Genomic DNA, 18,708 nt, shown 5'->3' with positions numbered 1-18,708 from the left:
AAAAACCATGAAGAATCTCGTTCAGGTCTTGGGACTTCTCCCGGCGCTCCTGGCTATCAACGCAAGCCCGTCCACGGCAGCCGACAGCCCGACGCTCGACAAGATCAAATCCAGCGGCTCGATCACGATCGGCTACCGTGAGTCTTCGATACCGTTCTCATACCTTGGGCCGGATCAGAAGCCCGTCGGCTTCTCGCTCGATCTCTGCGCGACGATCGTCGATCGCATCAAGGATGAGCTGAAGCTGCCCAGTCTGAAGGTCAGCTACACGCCGGTGAACTCCTCGAACCGGATTCCCCTGATCCAGAGTGGGACCGTCGACATCGAATGCGGCGGCACCGCCAACGACAAGAAGCGGCAGGAGCAGGTCTCGTTCTCGGTCGCAACGTTCGTCAGCCAGCCGCGCTGGCTCGTCAAGGCCGCCAGCGGCGTGAAGACCGCCGGCGACCTGAAAGGCAAGACGGTTGTCGTCACGCAAGGCTCCAACGCGGTGGGTTTCGCGCAGAGCGTCAACGCCAAGGAGCAGCTCGGCCTCAACATCGTCCAGGCCAAGGACCATGCGGAGTCCTTCCTGATGCTGAACACCGGCCGTGCCGTCGCCTTCATGGAGGACGATATCCTCCTCGCCGGGCTCAAGGCTGCGGCGCCGAATCCGGACGCGCTCCTGTTCCTTTCCGAGGGTTACGCGAAGATCTACTATGGGCTGATGTTCACCAAGGGCGATGCCGGCTTCAAGAGGCTTGTCGACGACGTTCTCTCCAAGCAGATGGCATCCGGCCAATTCGAGAAGACCTACGCGAAATGGTTCACCAGGCCAATCCCGCCCAAGGGTGAGAACCTCGCATTCCCGCTCACCGACGAGTTGATGGAGCGGATCGCACATCCCAGCGATGCCGTCGACTGATTGACGGATCTGATCGTCCCGGAAGGTCATCCTCGTCCGCACTGCAACCCGGAGGCTCGCGATGTTCGGAGTGCTTTTTGAACAGGCGGCAGACGGCCAGCGCTATATCGACTGGCTTCTGTCGGGTCTCGGTTGGACCCTGGCTCTGGCCTTCTTCGGCTGGTGGATCGCCTTCGGCATCGGCGTGTTCGTCGGCGTCGGCCGCACAGTCCAGAATCGCTTCGTCTCGATTCCGGCCCGGCTCTACGTCGAGATATTCCGAAACATCCCCGTCCTGGTGCAGATGTTCCTCTGGTACTTCGTTTTCCCGGAGGTGGTGCCGGCCGCGCTCGGAAATGCCATCAAGCAGATGCCGCCGCCTTGGGCATCGTTCTTCCCGGCACTCCTGTGCCTCGGACTCTACACCGCGTCTCGAATAGCCGAGCAGGTCCGGGCCGGCATCGAAGCGCTTCCGAAGGGGCAGATCGAGGCCGCCAACGCTCTCGGCCTCAGCGGCTACCTCACCTATCGATACGTCGTCGTGCCGCAGGCTCTGCGCCTGATCGTGCCGAGCCTCACCAGCGAGGTGATGGGAATATACAAGAACACCTCCGTCGCACTCACGATCGGCTTGATGGAGCTCACCGCACAGGCGCGCCAGATCAGCGAGGCAACGTTCCAGACATTCTCGGCGTTCGGCGCAGCGACGATCATCTATCTTTGCCTGGCGCTGGTTGCGTATCAGATCATGACGCTCATCGACAAGGCCATCAGGATTCCGGGCAGCGCCCCGGTGAAGCTCACTGCTGAACAGGATCTCGCCGCCGACATGCAGCAAGGCAGCGCTCTGCCCGGCGCCATGGAGACCGTGAAATGAATACCCTCGATTTCTCGATCGTCGCGCAGTCGTGGCCTTATCTCTGGTCTGGCCTGCTCTTCTCGCTTTCGCTCACGGCGGCCGCATTCGCCATCGGCATGGTCCTCGGGACCTGCCTTGCGCTGGTACAGCACTTCGAGGTCCCGGTGTTCGCGCAGATCGTCCGCGGCTACGTTGCGATCATCCGGTCAATCCCGTTGATCCTGGTCCTCTTCTGGTTCTTCTTCCTGGTACCGATCGTGCTTGGGCACCTGAGCGGCAACGGCCGCCCGATTCCGATCGGGGCTACCTACACGGCGTTCATCACCTTTGGCTTGTTTGAAGCCGCCTACTACTCCGAGATCATCCGCGTCGGACTGCGGGCCGTGAACAAGGGGCAGTTCGAGGCCTCACAGGCGCTCGCGCTGTCGACCTACGACACCTACCGCCATGTCGTTCTGCCGCAGGTCCTTCGCGTGGCGAGTCCGATCATCCTGAGCCAGACGATCATCCTGTTTCAGGACACGTCTCTCGTTTACGTGCTGTCGTTGACGGATCTTCTGGGCGCGGCTTCCAAGCTCGCACAGCTCAATGGACGTCTCGTCGAGATGTACCTCTTCGTCGCGGTGGCCTACCTCGTCATCAGCTCGGTGGCCTCCCAGTGCGTCGCCACCCTTCGCAGGCGATACGGCCTTGCGACGGCACGATGATCATCGGGATACCAAACGGCCCCGTATTTGGGAGACGAACATGCCTCAAGCGACTGTCAGCAATGCCACACAGCCCGGTGCAATCGTCCTCGTCGAGAACGTGATGAAGCGATTCGGCGCATTCAATGCGCTGAACGACGTCAACCTCAGGGTCGGCAAGGGCGAGAAGATCGTCCTCTGCGGCCCTTCGGGCTCCGGCAAGTCGACGCTCATCCGGTGCATCAACCACATCGAGAAACACGACGCCGGCAGGATCGTCGTCGACGGCGTCGAATTGAGCAACCGCATGGCCGACATCAACAGCGTGCGCTGCGAGGTCGGAATGGTCTTTCAGAGCTTCAACCTCTTTCCGCACCTCACGGTCGCCGAGAACTGCATGCTGGCTCCGATCAAGGTTCGCGGCATCTCGCAAGCGGAAGCGCGCGATCGCGCACTCGGCCTGCTGCGGAAGGTCCGCATCCAGGATCAGGCGGACAAGTATCCCGCGCAATTGTCGGGTGGCCAGCAGCAACGCGTCGCCATCGCGCGGGCGCTGTGCATGCAGCCCAAGATCATGCTGTTCGACGAACCGACATCCGCTCTCGACCCCGAGATGGTCAAGGAGGTGCTGGACACCATGGTCGAGCTGGCGCGAGATGGAATGACGATGGTCTGCGTGACGCACGAGATGGGATTCGCCCGCGAGGTCGCCGACCGGGTCGTCTTCATGGATCGCGGAAGCATCGTTGAGGAGGCGGATCCGGAGACATTCTTCCGGGCCCCGCGCACGGAGCGGGCGAAGGGTTTCCTGAACCAGATCATCCACTAGGATCCCGCTCGACCGAGACCAAGCTGACGGGCCCTGCTCGACGCGTTCCTCCCGGGTCCCCAGCTTCGAGACATATTGCCATTAGACTCCCCGCCGCAAACGTGGAGAATGTCCCCGCACGTCACGTGCGCAGTGCACACCAAGATGCGCCAGGGGAAACAAAATGCCGGCTGCCTTCCCGTCGTCCCTACCCACCATCCCGACCGCTCCTTTGACCGCCCCGATGCGCGATGCGTTGCGCGCGATCGTCGGCGAGAAGGGCCTCATCGAGGACGAGCACGGCAAGCAGCCGTTCGTGACGGACTGGCGTGGATCGCTGGTCGGCGGCGCGGGCGCCGTCGTTCGTCCCGGCAGCACCGAGGAAGTCTCCAAAGTCGTCCGGCTTTGCCATGAGCACGGCGTCGCGATCGTGCCGCAGGGTGGCAACACCGGCCTGATGGGCGGCGCCACGCCCTGGCCGGCGCATACCGGCATCGTGCTGTCGCTCGGCCGCATGAACCGCGTGCTGGACGTCGATGCCGTCGGCTACGCGATGACGGTCGAGGCCGGCTGCGTTCTCCAGACGCTTCAGGAGACCGCAAGCCGTCACGACAGGTTCCTGCCGCTCAGCCTTGGCGCCCAGGGCTCATGCATGATCGGCGGCAATCTGTCGACGAACGCCGGCGGCGTGCAGGTGCTCCGCTATGGCAATGCCCGCAATCTCGTCTTGGGACTCGAAGTCGTGCTGGCCAACGGGGACGTCTGGGACGGACTGCGCGCGCTCAAGAAGGACAACACGGGCTACGACCTCAAGCACCTTTTCATGGGCGCCGAGGGAACGCTGGGCATCATCACGAAGGCCGTCCTCAAGCTGTGGCCGGCGCCGAAGGACGTCTGCACGGCGTGGCTGGCGGTCCGCGATCCGCGCGCAGCGCTGGAGATCCTGTCCGAAGCCCATGCCGCATCAGGGGACAATGTCGGCTCCTGCGAGCTGATGAGCCGCAGCGCCATCGACATGGTGCTGCGCCATATCCCCGGCACCCAGGATCCTCTCAAGGCGGACACGCCATGGTACCTCCTGCTCGAATGGTCGTCCTCGCGGGCCCGACAAGACGGGACCGAGGGCATGACCGAGAAGCTGGAGCAGTTTCTCGCCGACCAGCTCGAGGCCGGCCGCGTGCTCGACGCGGCGATCGCGCACACCGGAAATCAATCGCGCAACATGTGGCGCATCCGGGAAAGCGTCGCCGAGGCCTCCCGTGCCGAGGGGCCGGGACTGAGCTACGACGTGTCGGTGGCCATCTCCAGGATTCCCGGATTCATCGACCAGGGGCTCAAGGCCGTGCTCGACATTCTCCCGACCATCCGCCCCTATCCTTTGGGGCACATCGGCGACGGCAATCTGCATTTCTCGTTCATGGGTCCCAAGGGCATGGATCAGCAGACGCTGACCCAATATTCGTCCGCCATCACGCGGGCCGTGAACGATCTCATCACCTCCATGGGCGGCTCGATCTCGGCGGAGCACGGCATCGGCATCGACAAGCTCGACGAGCTCAGTCACTACCGGTCGAAGACCGAGCTCGACATCATGCGCACCATCAAGCGCGCGCTCGATCCGCAGAACATCATGAATCCGGGCAAGGTGCTGCGGCTGTGATGAGGTGACGCTTCGCCGCCTTGTCCTCGGCTACGTCGATGTCGGAGCGGTAGCAGAACACGAACACTCGCCTTGGACACACGACCAAGTCCGTTTCGGCTTCCGCATCGCGCTAACCCACGGCTTCATTCGCCGTTGTTATTCGACACGCCAGCGCTATTGTGCGCGGGCGGCGCAGCCGCGGCATTCATCCAATAATTCAGATTATGGGAGAATCGCATGAAATTCATTACAAGCTGGAGCGTACCTCAAGGCACCTTCAATGCGGCCGTCAGCCGCTTTCTGGAAACCGGCGGAGCGCCACCCGAAGGCGTCAAGATGCTGGGCCGGTGGCATGGCATGAACGGACAGGGATTTGCGATCTCTGAATCGAGCGATCCAAAGGCGATGTATCGCTGGCACGCTCAGTGGGCCGACCTGCTCCCATTGACCGTCACACCCTGTCTGGAGGATGGCGACGCGGGCGAAGTGATGGCCTCGCTGCCCAAGCGCTAATCGTCAATCCTCATGCCATTGCCGCCGAAGACCGGCGGCAGTGGCATCCCCGGCAGGCTTAAAATGTCGATCTGTCCGGTGGAAGTGTTTGCGGGTATTTCGATAGGGCCGTCAGTGACGGCCGCGATGCCTTCAGCGCTCAGGTGGCGAGCGCGGAATCACCCATTGCTCGAGGCGATCGATTGATGCCTCCCGTTCATGCTGGCCCAGCCAAATCGTAAAGAGAACCAGCGCGGCGGCGAGAGCCCCGATGCCGAAATACAGGTTCCTCATGCGCGTTTGAATGCGCGGCGCCGCGAATGGTTCCATCCATCACGACTTTCGCCGCGCCACGAGGAGCGGAGCGACGAAGCAATCCAGACGGCCTGCGCGGGTAATGTCAGGATTGCTTCGCGGAGCCTGTCATCGGGGCCTCGCTTCGCGCGCACCCGGTTGCTGGCAGTGACCGCAGCCTACGGTCTGATCGAAAAGTTCTCCGGCGGCCCCGGCTTCCGCAACGGCTCGGCGAGCCTCGCGAACTCGCACAGCAGCGACCTCGTCTTCCTGGGATCGATGATCTCCTCGACCCAGAACTTCTCGGCCGAGCGGAACGGCGAGCGCAGCTTGTTGAGACGTTCCTCGATCTCCCTCAGCTTGCCCGCCTTGTCCTCGGCCGCATCGATGTCGGCGCGGTAGGCGGCTTCGATGCCGCCCTCTAGCGGCAGCGAGCCCCAATAGGCCGAGGGCCAGGCGTAGCGGATCGAGAAGCGGTCGGCGGGCTGATGCACCACGCCGGCGACACCGAAGGCGTTGCGCAGGATCACGGTGCACCAGGGCACCGTGGTCTGGTTGACCGCAGCCATGGCACGGACGCCGTGGCGGATGGTGGCCGCCTTCTCGGCATCGAGGCCGATCATGAAGCCCGGGCAGTCCATGAGATAGACGATCGGCAGGTGGAAGGTTTCGGCGAAGTCGACCCAGCGCACCACCTTCTGGCATGCATCCGCGGTCCACGAGCCGCCATAGTGGAAACTGTCGCTCGCAAGCACCATCACCGCCCTGCCCTCGAGCCGGGCGAGACCGACGATGATTGGCTTGCCGAAATTCTTGGCGACCTCGAAGAACGAGCCCTTGTCGACGACCTGCTCGACGATCGGCCGCATCTTGTAGACCTGCTTGCGGTTGCGCGGCACCGCGTTCATCAGGGCTTCTTCGGTGCGTTCCGGATCATCGGTGCAGGGCAAGGTCGGCGGCAGCTCATAGACCGATGACGGCAGATAAGAGAGGAAACGCCGCGCGCAGGCGAACGCCTCTTCTTCCGTATCGACGGCGTGATCGACCGCGCCGGCGCGGGTCTGGATGTCGGCGCCGCCGAGCTCCTCCTTGGTGAGGTCCTGCCCGAGCGCCTTCACCACCGGCGGGCCCGCAACGAACATCGCGGACTTCCGGGTCATGATGGAATAATGGCTGGCGGCCAGGCGCGCCGCGCCAAGGCCTGCGACCGAGCCGAGACCGAGCGCGACGACCGGCACGCGCGACAAATTCTCCGTCGTGAAGCGATACCAGCGCGTGCCGCCGATGCCGCCCGGCAGATTGGCCGCGCCCTTGGTCTCGATGGTCTTGACCGAGCCGCCGCCGCCGGAGCCCTCGATGATGCGAACGATGGGCAGACGGAAATCGTGCGCCATCTCCTCCGCCATCAACGGCTTCGCCGAGATCGACGCATCGGCCGAGCCACCGCGGACGGTGAAATCGTCGCCGACCACGACGACCGTGCGGCCTTCGACGCGCGCGCGGCCGAACACGCAGTTCGCCGGCGTCAACTTCTGCAACTCGCCGCTGGAATCGTACTCACCGATGCCGGAGACGGCACCGATCTCGTGAAAGCTACCGCTGTCGATCAGTCTGTCGATACGCTCCCGAACAGTCAGTCGGCCCTGGTCATGCTGACGCTTGACCTTGTCAACGCCGCCCATCTCCCGCGCGAAGGCTTCGCGCCGGGCGAGCTCGTCGAGTTCCGGCTTCCAGTTCATTCACTCCCTCCGAATTGATCGGCTTGTTATTGTTATGCACGGCCATTGCGACCGGTTTGCGCGAGAGGCGGTTGCTGAAGACATCACCTTCGGCGCCTTCGAGCAGGCTGCCGAGCGAGCGGCCGAGCGCGAGCATCAGCGGCGCGACTTCGGCATGCAGGCGCTGCTCGTCATACATCGACGACAGAAGGCCGATCGTGATGACGACGAAGGTCTGGTACTGCGGCGACCAGATCGGCACCGCGAGCCCGTTGATGTGCGGGCTCCACAGACCGCAGGCCACGACATAACCGTGCTCGCGCAACGACTGCCGGTTGGCCTCGATGCGGGGCCTCAGGATTTTTGCAGCCTCGGGAGCTTCCCGCTCCATGTCCGCGATGAAGGTGTCGCCGACCTCAGGCGCCAGCGCCGCAGTGTAGGCCGCGCCTGCGGCCGTGGAGGCCATCGAGATGCGGCTGCCGGTGCCCTCATGCAGACCGAGCGCCGTCGCCGAGCGCGCGAACTGGAGATAGACCAGATGGAAGCGATCGGGGACGACGAACCCGACGGTGCCCGGCAATTGCTCGGCGACTTCCTGCAGCCGCTGCCGGATCATGCTGCGCAGCTGCGCGCCCTTCATCATCGAGGCGCTCATCGCCACCGCGCTCGGACCGATGCGATACTTCTGGTCGCGCGGCAGATAGACCAGCTGGCCCATGCGCGTCAGCGTGTGCGTGAGCCGCGACACCGTCGAACGCGGCAGGCCGCAGCGATTTGAAATCTCGAGATTGCCGAGTCGGGCCTCATGGCCCTCGAAGCATCGCAACACGTCGAACGCGCGCGACACCACCTGGATGACATCACCCTCGCCGGCATCGCCAGCGAGCGCACCTTGCCTGCTTAACCGCTCCGATCGTCGTCCCATGTTCCCTACCGTTCGTTCCGCTCTGCGGAATTAAATTCCACTTGCAGACGACGCTACCTCAGGCATTTTGCGACGACAACAAAAAGGCGATGGCATGCCAGAAATTAAGATCGTCACGGAGGTCGCGGGCCGCATCTGCTCAACTCCCGTGCAAGTTGGAGGAACCGTTGCGGATGGCGATGACGTTGTAGTCGTCGAAGCCATGAAGATGGAGATACCTGTGCCCTCGCCCGCGAGCGGCACGATCACATCGCTGCTCGTCAAGCTCGACGATGTCGTCGCCGAAGGACAGGCGATCGCGATCGTCGCGAACTGACTGCATTATTCGTGGCTTCCGCGACAATCTGTCTGCCTCATTGCCGCGTACGCGGTACGGCGTTGCCATCGCCTGATCGCGATGACATGATCTGTTTCAAACAAAAATCTGTTTCAAACAAAGAATGAAACTCTTCGCGGCAAACGCGGAGATGATTGGAGGGAAACATGCTTCGTGGGCTGACCATGCTCGCGCCTGCCTTGGTTGCGGGCATTTCTTTTGCGTCTACACGCTATGCAATCGCCGAAGACATCAAGCTGCCGGCGACATTGACGTTCACCGCCTATGACACCGGCACCGCCGGCTTCAACATCGCGGTCGGCGTCGGCAAGATGATGAAGGACAAATACGGCACCGATGTGCGCGTGCTGCCCGCAGGCAACGACGTCGCGCGGCTTGCACCACTGCGTGCCAAGCGCGCGGTGTCATCCGCGATGGGATCGGGCACCTATTTCGCGCAGGAAGGCGTGTTCGAGTTCGGCTCGAAGGAATGGGGCCCGCAGCCGCTCCAGATCATGCTCTCGAGCGTCGATTGCAATTGCGGTTCGCTTGGGGTCGCAGCCGATAGCGGCGTGAAAGATCTGAAAGACCTGAAAGGCAAGCGCGTCGGATTCGTCGTGGGCTCGCCCGCGTTGAACCAGAACTCGCTCGCGGTGCTCGCCTTCGCAGGCCTGACGCAGAAGGACGTCAAGGTCGTCGAGTTCGCGAGCTACGGTGCGATGTGGAAAGGCCTGATCAACAACGACACCGACGCCGCCTTCGGCACCACCATCACCGGCCCCGCCAAGGAAGCCGAGACCTCGCCGCGCGGCCTGGTCTGGCCGCCACTGCCGGCGAAGGACAAGGAAGGCTGGGCGCGGATGCAGAAGGTCGGCTCGTTCTTCTTCCCGCAGACCGCGACCTGCGGCGCCGGCATCACGCCGGACAAGCCGATCGAGCTCGGCAACTACCCCTACCCGATCTTCGTCGCCTATGCCTCGCAGCCGGCCGACCAGGTCTATGCGATGACCAAGGCGATGATCGTCAACTACGACGCCTACAAGGACTCCGCGCCCGGTGCCGGCGGGCTCGCCGCCGACCGGCAGACCAAGAACTGGGTGGTGCCCGTGCATCCCGGCGCGGTGAAGGCCTTGAAAGAAGCCGGGCAATGGTCTGACGCGCAGGAAGCCCACAACAACAAGCTGATCAAGCGGCAGGAGGTGCTTGGCGCGGCGTGGACCGAGTACGGCAAATCCAATCCGCCGGCGGACGACAAGGCGTTCCTCGATGGCTGGATGAAGGCGCGCGCGGCAGCGCTTGCGAAAGCCGACATGCCGAACGGGTTCGAGGACTAGTCCACAGCGGTCTATAGCCCGCGCACGGGGTCGATCATGTCTGCTTCCATCTCCACCGCCCCGCAGGACGAGGCCAAGCGGGTCGTGTTCGACGATCCGCACGGCGCCGCCGGCAACATGCAGGAAGCAGAGGTGACGCGCGTCCGCACGCTTCGCGGCGCCTGGCGCTGGACGCTGGTGGCCGCGACGGCGGCAACCATCCTGCTCTGCATCAACCAGCAATTCTCGCTGCGCTTCTTCATCGGCTACACCCAGCTCAACACGGAGTACTTTTATCTCCTGATCGCCCTGATGCTGCCGTTCACGTTCCTGATCTTCCCGGGCACGGAGCGCGCATCCCTCGACCGCATTCCATGGTACGATCTCGCCTGCTTCGTCGTGACCTTCGCGGCCGCGCTGCTGCTGATGTCGAACGTACGCAAGGCGGCCGAGGCCGGCTGGGAATTCGGCGGTGCGCCCAACACCGTGATCGCCGCAGGCCTTGTGATGTGGGTGATGCTGATGGAGGCGCTGCGCCGCACCGGCGGCTGGAGCCTGTTGCTGAGCGTGCTCCCCTTCACGGTCTATCCGCTATTCGCCGAATCCAGCTGGCTCGGGCCGTTCCGGGGCACACAATCGACGCTGGAACAGGCAACCGCCTATCACGTGCTGTCGGGTGAGAGCCTGCTCGGCATTCCAATCCAGGCCTTTGCCGACACCGTGATCGGCTTCCTCGTGTTCGGCACCGCACTGATGATGACGGGCGCCGGAAAGTTCTTCATCAATCTCGCCTTCGCGCTCTGCGGCACGTTTCGCGGCGGCGCGGCGAAGGTCTGCATCTTCGCCAGCGGCCTGCTCGGCATGATGTCGGGCTCGATCATCTCCAACGTGCTGACCGCCGGCACCATGACCATTCCGGTGATGAAGAAGAGCGGCTTTCGCGCGTCCTATGCCGGCGCGATCGAGGCCTGCGCCTCCACCGGCGCGGTGCTGGCCCCGCCGGTGATGGGCGCGACCGCCTTCGTGATCGCGCAATTCCTCAACGTCAGCTATGCCGATGTCGCGATCGCCGCGATCATTCCGGCAGCGCTCTACTATGTCGGCCTGTTCATGCAGGTCGACGCCTATGCAGCCCGCCACGGATTGAAGGGCATTCCGCGCGCCGAGCTGCCGCGGATCATGGATACGATCAGGGACGGCTGGTACTACGTCTTCGTGATCGCGCTCCTGATCGTGATGCTGCTCTACTTCAAGCGCGAAAGCCATGCGCCGTTCTATGCCACCGCGCTGCTGCTCGTGCTCAACCAGCTCTTCTCCAAGGACACGCGCTGGACGCTCGGCACGATCGGCAAGTTCCTGGAGGTCAACGGACGCACCTTCGTCGAGCTAGTCGGTATCCTCGCCGGCTGCGGCCTCCTGATCGGGGCGTTCTCGATGACCGGCGTGGTGTCGAGCCTCGCCAACGATCTCCTGCATATTGCCGGGGACAATCCCTTCCTGCTGCTGGGCATGTGCGCCCTCACCAGCCTGATCCTCGGCCTCGGGCTGACCACCACGGCCTGCTACATCTTCCTCGCCATCCTGGTCGCGCCCGCGCTTGAGAAGCTCGGGCTGAACAAGATGGCCGTGCACATGTTCATCTTCTACTGGGGCATGCTGTCGTCTATCACGCCGCCGGTGGCGATCGCCTCTTTTGCCGCCGCGGGCATTGCCGGCTCGCCGGCGATGAAGACCGGCTGGGAATCGATGTGGGTCGGCAGCATCATCTATTTCATCCCGTTCTTCTTCGTGCTCAACCCGGCGCTGGTGCTGCAGGGACCGAGTCCGTATCTCGCCGGCCTCGGCCTGATGGCGCTCGCTGCGTTCGGGACGCTGTTCATCTGCGGCGGCATCCAGGGTTACCAGCCCTTCGTTGGCGATCTGCGCGGCGCCGGGATGCTGGAGTGGCCTTTGCGGGTGCTGCTGGTGATCGGCGGTTTTGTCGTGGCCACCCCGGGCGGCGGGATCATGCCGCTGTCGCAAATGCAGATCACGCTGCTGGGCCTCGCGATCCTCGTGCCCACGGTCTTGATCGCCCTGCTGCTGGTCCGGCGGCAGGGCGTGGTGCCGGACGGGTTGCGCGCACCCTGATTGCGTTGCACAAGAGGGGCGATGACATCACTCTCGCCTCTCGCCTCCGCCTGGACCCGCTCGAAGCCGCCATTGCTGCGGTTTCTGGGCAATTGTCTCAACGAATTCTCGGCCGAGACCGCAGGCCACGTCGCCGACTACATCCCCGAGCTGAGCAAGGCCGACCCTGCCCATTTTGGCATCAGCCTCGCGACGCTGGACGGCCATGTCTACGAGGTCGGCGACAGCCGGGTGCCCTTCACCATCCAGTCGATGTCAAAGCCGTTCGCGTTCGCGCTGGCGCTGGACCTCCTGGGCGCCGGCCGCGTCGAGAGCGCGATCGGCGTCGAGCCCTCGGGCGATCCCTTCAACTCGATCCGGCTCAATTCCGACAACCATCCGTTCAACCCGATGGTCAATGCCGGCGCGATCGCCTGCACCGGGCTGATCTATGACAGCAAGGGCCCGGACGCCTTCGAGCAGATCCGGCTCGCGCTCAGCCGCTTTGCGGGGCGCGATCTCGCGGTGGACGAGGCCGTTTACAGCTCGGAGAGCCAGACCGGCGACCGCAACCGCGCCATCGGCTACCTCCTCAAGACCAACGCGGTGATCTCGGACAATGTCGCGGGCGTGCTCGACGTCTATTTCCGGCAATGCGCGGTGCTGGTCACGGCGCGCGACATCGCGGTGATGGCGGCGACGCTCGCCAATCGCGGCGTCAATCCGGTCACGGGCGAACGGGTGCTGACGCCCTACGCGATCTCGCGCACGCTGTCGGTGATGACGTCGTCGGGGATGTACGACTATGCCGGCGAATGGATCTACCGGATCGGCATCCCCGCCAAGAGCGGCGTCGGCGGCGGCATCCTGGCCGCACTCCCTGCCCGGCTCGGGCTCGGCAGCTATTCGCCGAAGCTCGATAAGCACGGCAACAGCGTGCGCGGCATCAAGGTCTGCGAGGCACTGTCCTCGCATTACGACCTGCACATGCTCAACCGCAGCGACGACGCGCGCAACGCCGTCATCGCCGACTACGACATCGGCAAGAGCCCGTCGCGGCGCGTGCGCCGGCCTCAGGAGCGCGAGATTCTGGCCGCGCACGAGCAGGAGGTGCGGATCATCGAGCTGGTCGGCACGCTGTCGCTGTCGGCGGTCGACTATGTCTCGCGCCGGCTGGCCGGACAGCGGCGGCCGCAAATCGTGATCTTCGATCTCCACCGCGTCACCTCCACCACCCGCGCCGGGGCGCGGCTCGTGGCCGAGGCCTTCGAGGAGCTGGCGGCGCTGAACGTGACTGTCGTACTGTCAGGGGTCAGGCGAGCGTCGAAGGAATGGGACAGCCTGCGGGAATGGACGGCGGAGCTGAAGAACGTCCGCGACTTCTATTTGCTCGACACCGCGATCGAATGGGCCGAAGACCAGATCGTCTACCGCTACGGCGGCTCGATCGATTTCCACGAGACCACCGAGCTTGCCGAACAGCCGCTGCTATCAGGCATGAGCGAGGAAGAGTTGACCGACTTCGCCTCGATCTGCACGATCCGGAGCTTTCCATCCGGGGCAAAGATCATCACGACAGGCGCCCCCGCCAATTCCCTGTTCTTCCTGCGCAGCGGCGCCGTGCACGTCACCCTGCCCGACGGCGTGCGGCTGGCGACGCTGACCGCCGGCATGGCCTTCGGCGAGATGGCGCTGCTGGAGCCGACGCGTTCGGCCGATGTTTTCGCGGACATGGCAGCGACCGCATTCGAGGTGCCGCTGAAGGACTTCGAGCGCTTCCGCAAGCAGCACCCGAGGGCCTCCGAGCGCATCATGCGCAATCTGGCGCAGCTCCTCGCCGACCGCCTGATCGTCGCCAACGCCAAGGTCGACATCCTGACGTCGACGTAAGGGCTGGCCGAGGTTCATTCACAAGAGGCCGTCATGCCCGGGCTTGTCCCGGGCATCCACGTTCTTTTCGCTGCGTGGCAAGGCGTGGATGACCGGGACAAGCCCGGCCATGACGCTGCGGAGAACTGTCGGTGCCCCCAGCGTACGCCTCCTGCTCAGCGGCTCGCTGCCTCGCTAAGCCGTCGCTTGATCTTGGCCGCGCTCGCCTTGAGCAATTCGGACGGCTGCTGGCCGGTCGCGGCGCACAGGCAAGCCCAGTAGTAGATGACGTCGCCGAGCTCATCGACGAGGCCCGCCTTGTCGAGCCAGTCATCGCGCAGCAGCTTCTTGATGTGGTCGGCGACCTCGCCGGACTCGCCGGCGAGGCCGAGCCCAAGATAGGACAGCCGCTCGTTGGACGGATGCTCATCGACTTTCGCAATGCTCGCGGCCCAGACCGCGTATTCATCGATCGTCATCGGCAAACCTCGCCACAGTTTTTGGATCAGCCCACCACTTCCGTGACGGGCTGGAGGTCGATTTCAAAGGTCTCCAGAAATTTCGACGTCATGATGTAGAAGCCGACCGAAAGCTGGAGCTCGACCAGCGCGGCCGGTGTCAGCTTCGATGCGATCGCCTTGAACGTCGCATCCGTCGGCTTCTTCAGCTTCACGATCTCGTCGGTGAAGGCGAGTGCGGCGCGCTGCACCTCGTTGAAGCAGGTCGCGGCCTGCCAATTCTCCAGCGCTTCGTTCTGCTCATCGGTGACGCCGACATTCTTGCCGATGCGCTTGTGCGCGACGATCTCATACGGCGCCTCGCACAAAATCCCGGTGCGGGTGATTGCGAGCTCGCGCACGATGGGATCGAGCTCGCCCTTATGGCGGATGGCTCCGCCGAGCCGGCAATACTGCTCAAAATAGCTCGGCGAGTGCGCCATCATGCGGAAGATGTTGGCGTTGCGGTTCTTGTCGAGAATTTCGCGGGTGCGGTCGGACGCCTTGATCGGGTCGCTGTAGTTGATGCGGGCCATGATTTACCTGAAGATTTCCCTGACGATTTCCCTGGGCCTTTGATGCTTTTTGTCGTTAGCGGCGAGAGTTCCGCGAAACTGTATTCTGGCGTGACCGCAACAGCAACATCATCGAGTCAAAATGCCGCCGCATTGCTGATCGACCTTGGCACAGTCGATATTCGCCGCGTGGGGACAAATCACGGTGAATACTCGCAAGGGGTGTTCCGAGTAAAAACAATTGACCGTCGGGTGCGCTAGCCGTGCAACGATGAGTCACGCCCAAGTCTAGGGAGAAAAAGGCATGAAGGAAGCCACCAAGGGGGCGGCCTCGGAAGCGCTCGCGCATATGCTGGCGGTGACGGCGATGCTCGTCATCGCCAGCATCTTGTTCTACGGGCGTTAGGAAGAGTTGCGTAGAGTGTTTTCGTCATTCCGGGGTGGCTCTCGCACAAGCCAAGCCCAGAATCCCGTTCCAGGCTCGGTCCTTTGGACCGCCCCCGAATGACGGATCCTACTCTTTCCTTTTGCTGAAGAACGGCACGAGCTTGCCGGCGAACATCGGGAAGCTCGCAGTGACCTCATCGCCGATAGCTAGATTCGTTTCGCCGTGCGCCATCATGCGAAAGCCCTCGGCACAATCGACCAGCAGGATGTTGTAGGGCACGTGCGCCCGGGTCTCGGGCGTGGCGGCGCGGCAGACCAGCGAGGTCGCATAGACCCTGCCCTTGCCGCTGGCGCGCGCATCGCGCGGATCGGGCGCGCCGCAGGCCGCGCAGAAGGCGCGATGGAAATACTGCACATGGCCGCATGCGCCGCAGGTCTGAAAGGTGATGGCCTGCTCGCCCTTGGTCCAGTCCGCGATTCGTTCGCTCATCGCACGCGCTCCAGAAACATGCTCACATGGGACGACAGCACGCCGCCGTCGCCGTGCAGCAGCGCGATCGAGGCGTCCCGCACCTGGCGGCTAGCCGCCCGCCCCGTCATCTGCAGATGCGCCTCGACCAGATGCGCCATGGCGCCGCCGACGCCGCAATGGCCATAGCTGAGCAGGCCGCCATGGGTGTTGAGCGGCATCGCGCCGTCGCGGCTGAAATGACCTGATCGCACGCGCGCAGCCGCCTCGCCGCGGCCGGCGAGGCCAAGGTCTTCCAGCAGCATGGCGAGCGTGATCGTAAAGCTGTCGTAGATCGCGGCGTAGCGCACGTCGGAGATCGCAAGGCCGGTGGCCTCCTTGGCGCGGGCGATGGAGATTTCAGCACCGAGCTCGCTGAGCGCGGGCGCGGCCGTCACGTGCTGATGGGTATGCGCCTGGGCGCAGCCGCGGATGCGCACGCCGGCCTCGCCGGTCCGCTCACGGCTGATGACGAAGGCCGCGCCGCCGTCCGACACCGGACAGCAATCGAGCAGCTTGAGCGGCATTGCCACCGGCTTCGAGGCCATGACATCGGCGACGGTGATGGGATCGTGGAATTGCGCGCCGGGATGGGTGCAGGCATGCGCGCGCATCAGCACCGCGAATTCAGCGAGGTCCTCTTCCGTCACGCCGTATTCGTGCATGTAGCGGGTGGCGACCAGGCCGTAATAGGCCGGAATGGTCGGGCCGAGCGGCACCTCATAGTCGGGATGACCGACCTGCGCCAGCGCCTGGATCGAAGCGTCGCGGCTCTGCCCGGTGAGCCGGTTCTCGCCGGCAACGACGAGGACGTTGCGCGCGACGCCCGCCTCGACGAGGTGATGGGCCAGCATGGTCATGGCAAGGCCCGTCGCGCCGCCGACCTGCACGGCATGCGCGTAAGACGGGCGGATGCCAAAATGCTCGGCAAACACCGTCGCCAGCATGATGTGCGGCGAGACGGTGGAATAGCCGCAGAGGATGCCGTCGATGTCCGAACGCTTCAGCCCGGCATCGTCGAGCGCTGTTTGCGCGGCCCGGCTCATCAGGTCGAGCGAGGATGAGCCTTCGTGCTTGCCGTAGGGCGTGAGGCCGACGCCGGTGATGAAGCTCATCGTCTCTCCTCCTCGTCATTCCGGGGCGGCCCGAAGGGCCGAGCCCGGAATCCATCGCGAGCCATGTGCGGAGGATCAATGGATTCCGGGCTCGCGACTTCGTCGCGCTCCGGAATGACGGATGAGAGAGCTGTAGCCATCGTCATCCCTCTATTCTGGTGCCGAGCGCGTCACGCCATCGCGGACCATGGCCGCGATCTCGTCCGGGGAGTAGCCGGCCTCACGCAGAATCTCCGCGCCGTGCTCGTTGAGCCGCGGCGCGAGTCGCACCGGCTCGGCCTCGGTCTCCGACCAGGCCGCCGTCACCTTCATGCTGCGGATCGGGCCTTCGGTCGGATGGTTCACGACCGGGAAGAAGCCGGTGGCTTCCAGATGCTCGTCGTGCAGGATGGACGCGAGGTCGTGCATCGGCATCACGGGCACGTCGGCCTTGGTCAAAAGGTCGATCCACTCGGCCGTGGTGCGCGTCTCGAAGATGCGCGCGAGCTCGGCATAGACGACGTCGATATTGGCGGCACGGCCGGCGAAGGTCGCGAATTTGGGGTCGATGCGCAGATCGTCGCGGCTCGTTGCCTTGAAGAAGTTCTCCCACTGCTTGTCGTTGTAGACGATGACGCTGAGATAGCCGTCCGAGGTCTTGTAGGGCCGGCGGTCGCGCGAGAGGTGGCGGGCATAGCCGCCCTTGTCGAGCGGCGGCTCGTAGGTGAGCCCGCCCATGTGGTCGCCCATGACGAAGCCGGCCATGGTCTCGAACATCGGGATGTCGACGCGCTGGCCGCGGCCGGTGCGATCCCGATGCACCAGGCTGGCGCAGATCGCGCCGACCGCAGTGAGACCGACGATGCGGTCGACCAGCGCGTTGGGCACATAGCGCGGCACGCCGTCGCCGGTCTGCGCCATCAAGGCGGGCAGCGCGGTCGCGCCCTGGATCAAATCGTCATAGGCGGGCTTGGCGGCATAGGGCCCGTCCTGGCCGAAGCCGAACACGCCGGCATAGACGAGGCGCGGGTTGATTGCGGAGACGACGTCGTAGCCGAGCTGAAGCCGTGCCATCGCCTGTGGGCGGACATTGTAGACGAGAACGTCGGCGTCCTTCAGCAGCCGCAGCACGGCCTCGCGGCCGGCGGGCTTCTTCAGGTCGAGACAGATCGAGCGCTTGCTGCGGTTGGTGTTGAGGAACACCGGGCCCATGCCGGCATGGCGCGTCGGGCCGATCAGGCGGGTGACGTCGCCGTCGAGCGATTCCACCTTGATGACGTCGGCACCGTAATCGCCGAGCATCTGGGTCGCATAGGGACCCATCAGCACGGTGGTCATATCGACGACCTTGATGCCCTTCAGCGGCCCCATCCGTTCGCTCCCGATTGCGCGGGCTCAACCTGGCCCCGCGATTTCGGTCCAGCTAAGGGCAGTGACGCCGCCCGCGCAAGGGCGGCCGGGGTATGGCCGCATGCGCCGTGCCGCGGCCGCTATTTCTTCTGGCGGGATTCGCGGATCTTGATGAGACGGTCGAGCTCATCATTCTGCTGGTTGATCCGGTCGGCGATCCGCGACTCGTTCTGCTCGCCGGAGGCGGCCGCGGCCTGCTCGATGAGCTGCCGGATATTGTCCTCGAGGATCGCGATGCGATCGTTGAGTGCGTCTATCGACAGCGAGTCTTCGTAGTCATTGCCCATGATGCATTCCCTGCCAATCACTCAACAGCCGCAGGATGGGCAATGCGTAGCGTGCCCACCTTGATCTAGCGCAACAAAAAGGTGGCCGCGGCGCAA

20 protein-coding genes are annotated in these 18,708 nt (G+C 64.1%); 11 read left to right on the top strand and 9 right to left on the bottom strand.

The window, feature by feature from the left end:
* Window positions 1-7 precede the first annotated feature (7 nt).
* The 6 genes from AB7008_RS22795 to AB7008_RS22770 all read left to right on the top strand — a co-directional run bounded on the left by AB7008_RS22795 (window position 8) and on the right by AB7008_RS22770 (window position 5,391).
* Complete coding sequence (locus AB7008_RS22795) at window positions 8-904, top strand: amino acid ABC transporter substrate-binding protein (protein ID WP_304493919.1); 897 nt, start codon at window positions 8-10, stop codon at window positions 902-904.
* A 61-nt stretch (window positions 905-965) separates the two neighbouring features.
* A complete protein-coding gene (locus AB7008_RS22790; RefSeq protein ID WP_304493918.1) occupies window positions 966-1,760 on the top strand; it encodes an amino acid ABC transporter permease in 795 nt (264 codons plus the stop codon).
* A complete protein-coding gene (locus tag AB7008_RS22785; protein ID WP_248882864.1) occupies window positions 1,757-2,449 on the top strand; it encodes an amino acid ABC transporter permease in 693 nt (230 codons plus the stop codon). The genes AB7008_RS22790 and AB7008_RS22785 overlap by 4 nt, the downstream gene beginning before the upstream one ends.
* Before the next feature lie 40 nt (window positions 2,450-2,489).
* Window positions 2,490-3,257 (top strand): amino acid ABC transporter ATP-binding protein, encoded by a 768-nt coding sequence (locus AB7008_RS22780; protein WP_028157698.1) that lies wholly within the window; start codon window positions 2,490-2,492, stop codon window positions 3,255-3,257.
* A 163-nt stretch (window positions 3,258-3,420) separates the two neighbouring features.
* Window positions 3,421-4,896 (top strand): FAD-binding oxidoreductase, encoded by a 1,476-nt coding sequence (locus tag AB7008_RS22775; RefSeq protein ID WP_248882862.1) that lies wholly within the window; start codon window positions 3,421-3,423, stop codon window positions 4,894-4,896.
* Between the two features lie 219 nt (window positions 4,897-5,115).
* The gene (locus AB7008_RS22770) at window positions 5,116-5,391 is read left to right on the top strand and encodes a DUF3303 domain-containing protein (RefSeq protein WP_014495965.1); all 276 of its coding nucleotides are present in this window, start codon (window positions 5,116-5,118) and stop codon (window positions 5,389-5,391) included.
* A gap of 132 nt (window positions 5,392-5,523) precedes the next feature.
* On the opposite strand, the gene AB7008_RS22765 is transcribed toward AB7008_RS22770, so the two are convergent.
* The 3 genes from AB7008_RS22765 to AB7008_RS22755 all read right to left on the bottom strand — a co-directional run bounded on the left by AB7008_RS22765 (window position 5,524) and on the right by AB7008_RS22755 (window position 8,307).
* The gene (locus AB7008_RS22765; protein WP_304493916.1) at window positions 5,524-5,700 is read right to left on the bottom strand and encodes a hypothetical protein; all 177 of its coding nucleotides are present in this window, start codon (window positions 5,698-5,700) and stop codon (window positions 5,524-5,526) included.
* A gap of 143 nt (window positions 5,701-5,843) precedes the next feature.
* Entirely contained in the window at window positions 5,844-7,403 is a 1,560-nt protein-coding gene (locus AB7008_RS22760; protein WP_441259564.1) for an acyl-CoA carboxylase subunit beta, read from the bottom strand.
* Window positions 7,333-8,307, bottom strand: coding sequence for an IclR family transcriptional regulator (locus AB7008_RS22755; protein WP_014495967.1), 975 nt, complete (start codon window positions 8,305-8,307; stop codon window positions 7,333-7,335). The genes AB7008_RS22760 and AB7008_RS22755 overlap by 71 nt, the downstream gene beginning before the upstream one ends.
* 94 nt (window positions 8,308-8,401) lie before the next feature.
* On the opposite strand from AB7008_RS22755, the gene AB7008_RS22750 reads away from it, so the two are divergent.
* The 4 genes from AB7008_RS22750 (at window position 8,402) to glsA (ending at window position 13,935) form a co-directional block, all read left to right on the top strand.
* Complete coding sequence (locus AB7008_RS22750; protein ID WP_028157702.1) at window positions 8,402-8,623, top strand: acetyl-CoA carboxylase biotin carboxyl carrier protein subunit; 222 nt, start codon at window positions 8,402-8,404, stop codon at window positions 8,621-8,623.
* Window positions 8,624-8,790: 167 nt separating this feature from the next.
* Complete coding sequence (locus tag AB7008_RS22745) at window positions 8,791-9,957, top strand: TAXI family TRAP transporter solute-binding subunit (RefSeq protein WP_028157703.1); 1,167 nt, start codon at window positions 8,791-8,793, stop codon at window positions 9,955-9,957.
* Between the two features lie 36 nt (window positions 9,958-9,993).
* Window positions 9,994-12,066, top strand: a complete 2,073-nt coding sequence (locus tag AB7008_RS22740; protein ID WP_304493915.1) for a TRAP transporter permease — start codon at window positions 9,994-9,996, stop codon at window positions 12,064-12,066.
* 21 nt (window positions 12,067-12,087) lie between these two features.
* Complete coding sequence (gene glsA / locus AB7008_RS22735; RefSeq protein WP_441259563.1) at window positions 12,088-13,935, top strand: glutaminase A; 1,848 nt, start codon at window positions 12,088-12,090, stop codon at window positions 13,933-13,935.
* A 155-nt stretch (window positions 13,936-14,090) separates the two neighbouring features.
* Here glsA and AB7008_RS22730 read toward each other — a convergent pair whose 3' ends face one another.
* Both AB7008_RS22730 and AB7008_RS22725 read right to left on the bottom strand, forming a co-directional pair.
* Window positions 14,091-14,393, bottom strand: coding sequence for a nucleoside triphosphate pyrophosphohydrolase family protein (locus tag AB7008_RS22730; protein ID WP_014495972.1), 303 nt, complete (start codon window positions 14,391-14,393; stop codon window positions 14,091-14,093).
* A 26-nt stretch (window positions 14,394-14,419) separates the two neighbouring features.
* Window positions 14,420-14,947 (bottom strand): carboxymuconolactone decarboxylase family protein, encoded by a 528-nt coding sequence (locus tag AB7008_RS22725; RefSeq protein WP_028157706.1) that lies wholly within the window; start codon window positions 14,945-14,947, stop codon window positions 14,420-14,422.
* A 42-nt stretch (window positions 14,948-14,989) separates the two neighbouring features.
* Between AB7008_RS22725 and AB7008_RS22720 the strand changes: the two genes are divergently transcribed.
* Window positions 14,990-15,187: a hypothetical protein gene (locus AB7008_RS22720; RefSeq protein ID WP_152621283.1), complete on the top strand. Its 198-nt coding sequence runs from the start codon at window positions 14,990-14,992 to the stop codon at window positions 15,185-15,187.
* Window positions 15,188-15,440: 253 nt separating this feature from the next.
* Here AB7008_RS22720 and AB7008_RS22715 read toward each other — a convergent pair whose 3' ends face one another.
* The 4 genes from AB7008_RS22715 to AB7008_RS22700 form a co-directional block, all read right to left on the bottom strand.
* Window positions 15,441-15,803, bottom strand: coding sequence for a Zn-ribbon domain-containing OB-fold protein (locus AB7008_RS22715; protein WP_028157707.1), 363 nt, complete (start codon window positions 15,801-15,803; stop codon window positions 15,441-15,443).
* Window positions 15,800-16,936, bottom strand: a complete 1,137-nt coding sequence (locus AB7008_RS22710) for a thiolase family protein (RefSeq protein WP_304493912.1) — start codon at window positions 16,934-16,936, stop codon at window positions 15,800-15,802. Before AB7008_RS22710 ends, AB7008_RS22715 begins: the two co-directional genes overlap by 4 nt.
* A gap of 150 nt (window positions 16,937-17,086) precedes the next feature.
* The gene (locus tag AB7008_RS22705; RefSeq protein ID WP_304494631.1) at window positions 17,087-18,286 is read right to left on the bottom strand and encodes a CaiB/BaiF CoA transferase family protein; all 1,200 of its coding nucleotides are present in this window, start codon (window positions 18,284-18,286) and stop codon (window positions 17,087-17,089) included.
* 119 nt (window positions 18,287-18,405) lie between these two features.
* Window positions 18,406-18,612 carry a hypothetical protein gene (locus AB7008_RS22700; RefSeq protein WP_014495977.1) on the bottom strand — a complete coding sequence of 69 codons (207 nt, stop codon included), beginning with the start codon at window positions 18,610-18,612 and terminating at the stop codon, window positions 18,406-18,408.
* Window positions 18,613-18,708: the final 96 nt, after the last annotated feature.

The organism is Bradyrhizobium sp. 521_C7_N1_3, from assembly GCF_052075975.1.
Lineage (GTDB): Bacteria > Pseudomonadota > Alphaproteobacteria > Rhizobiales > Xanthobacteraceae > Bradyrhizobium > Bradyrhizobium japonicum.
This window is presented reverse-complemented; position numbering and strand designations above follow the sequence as displayed.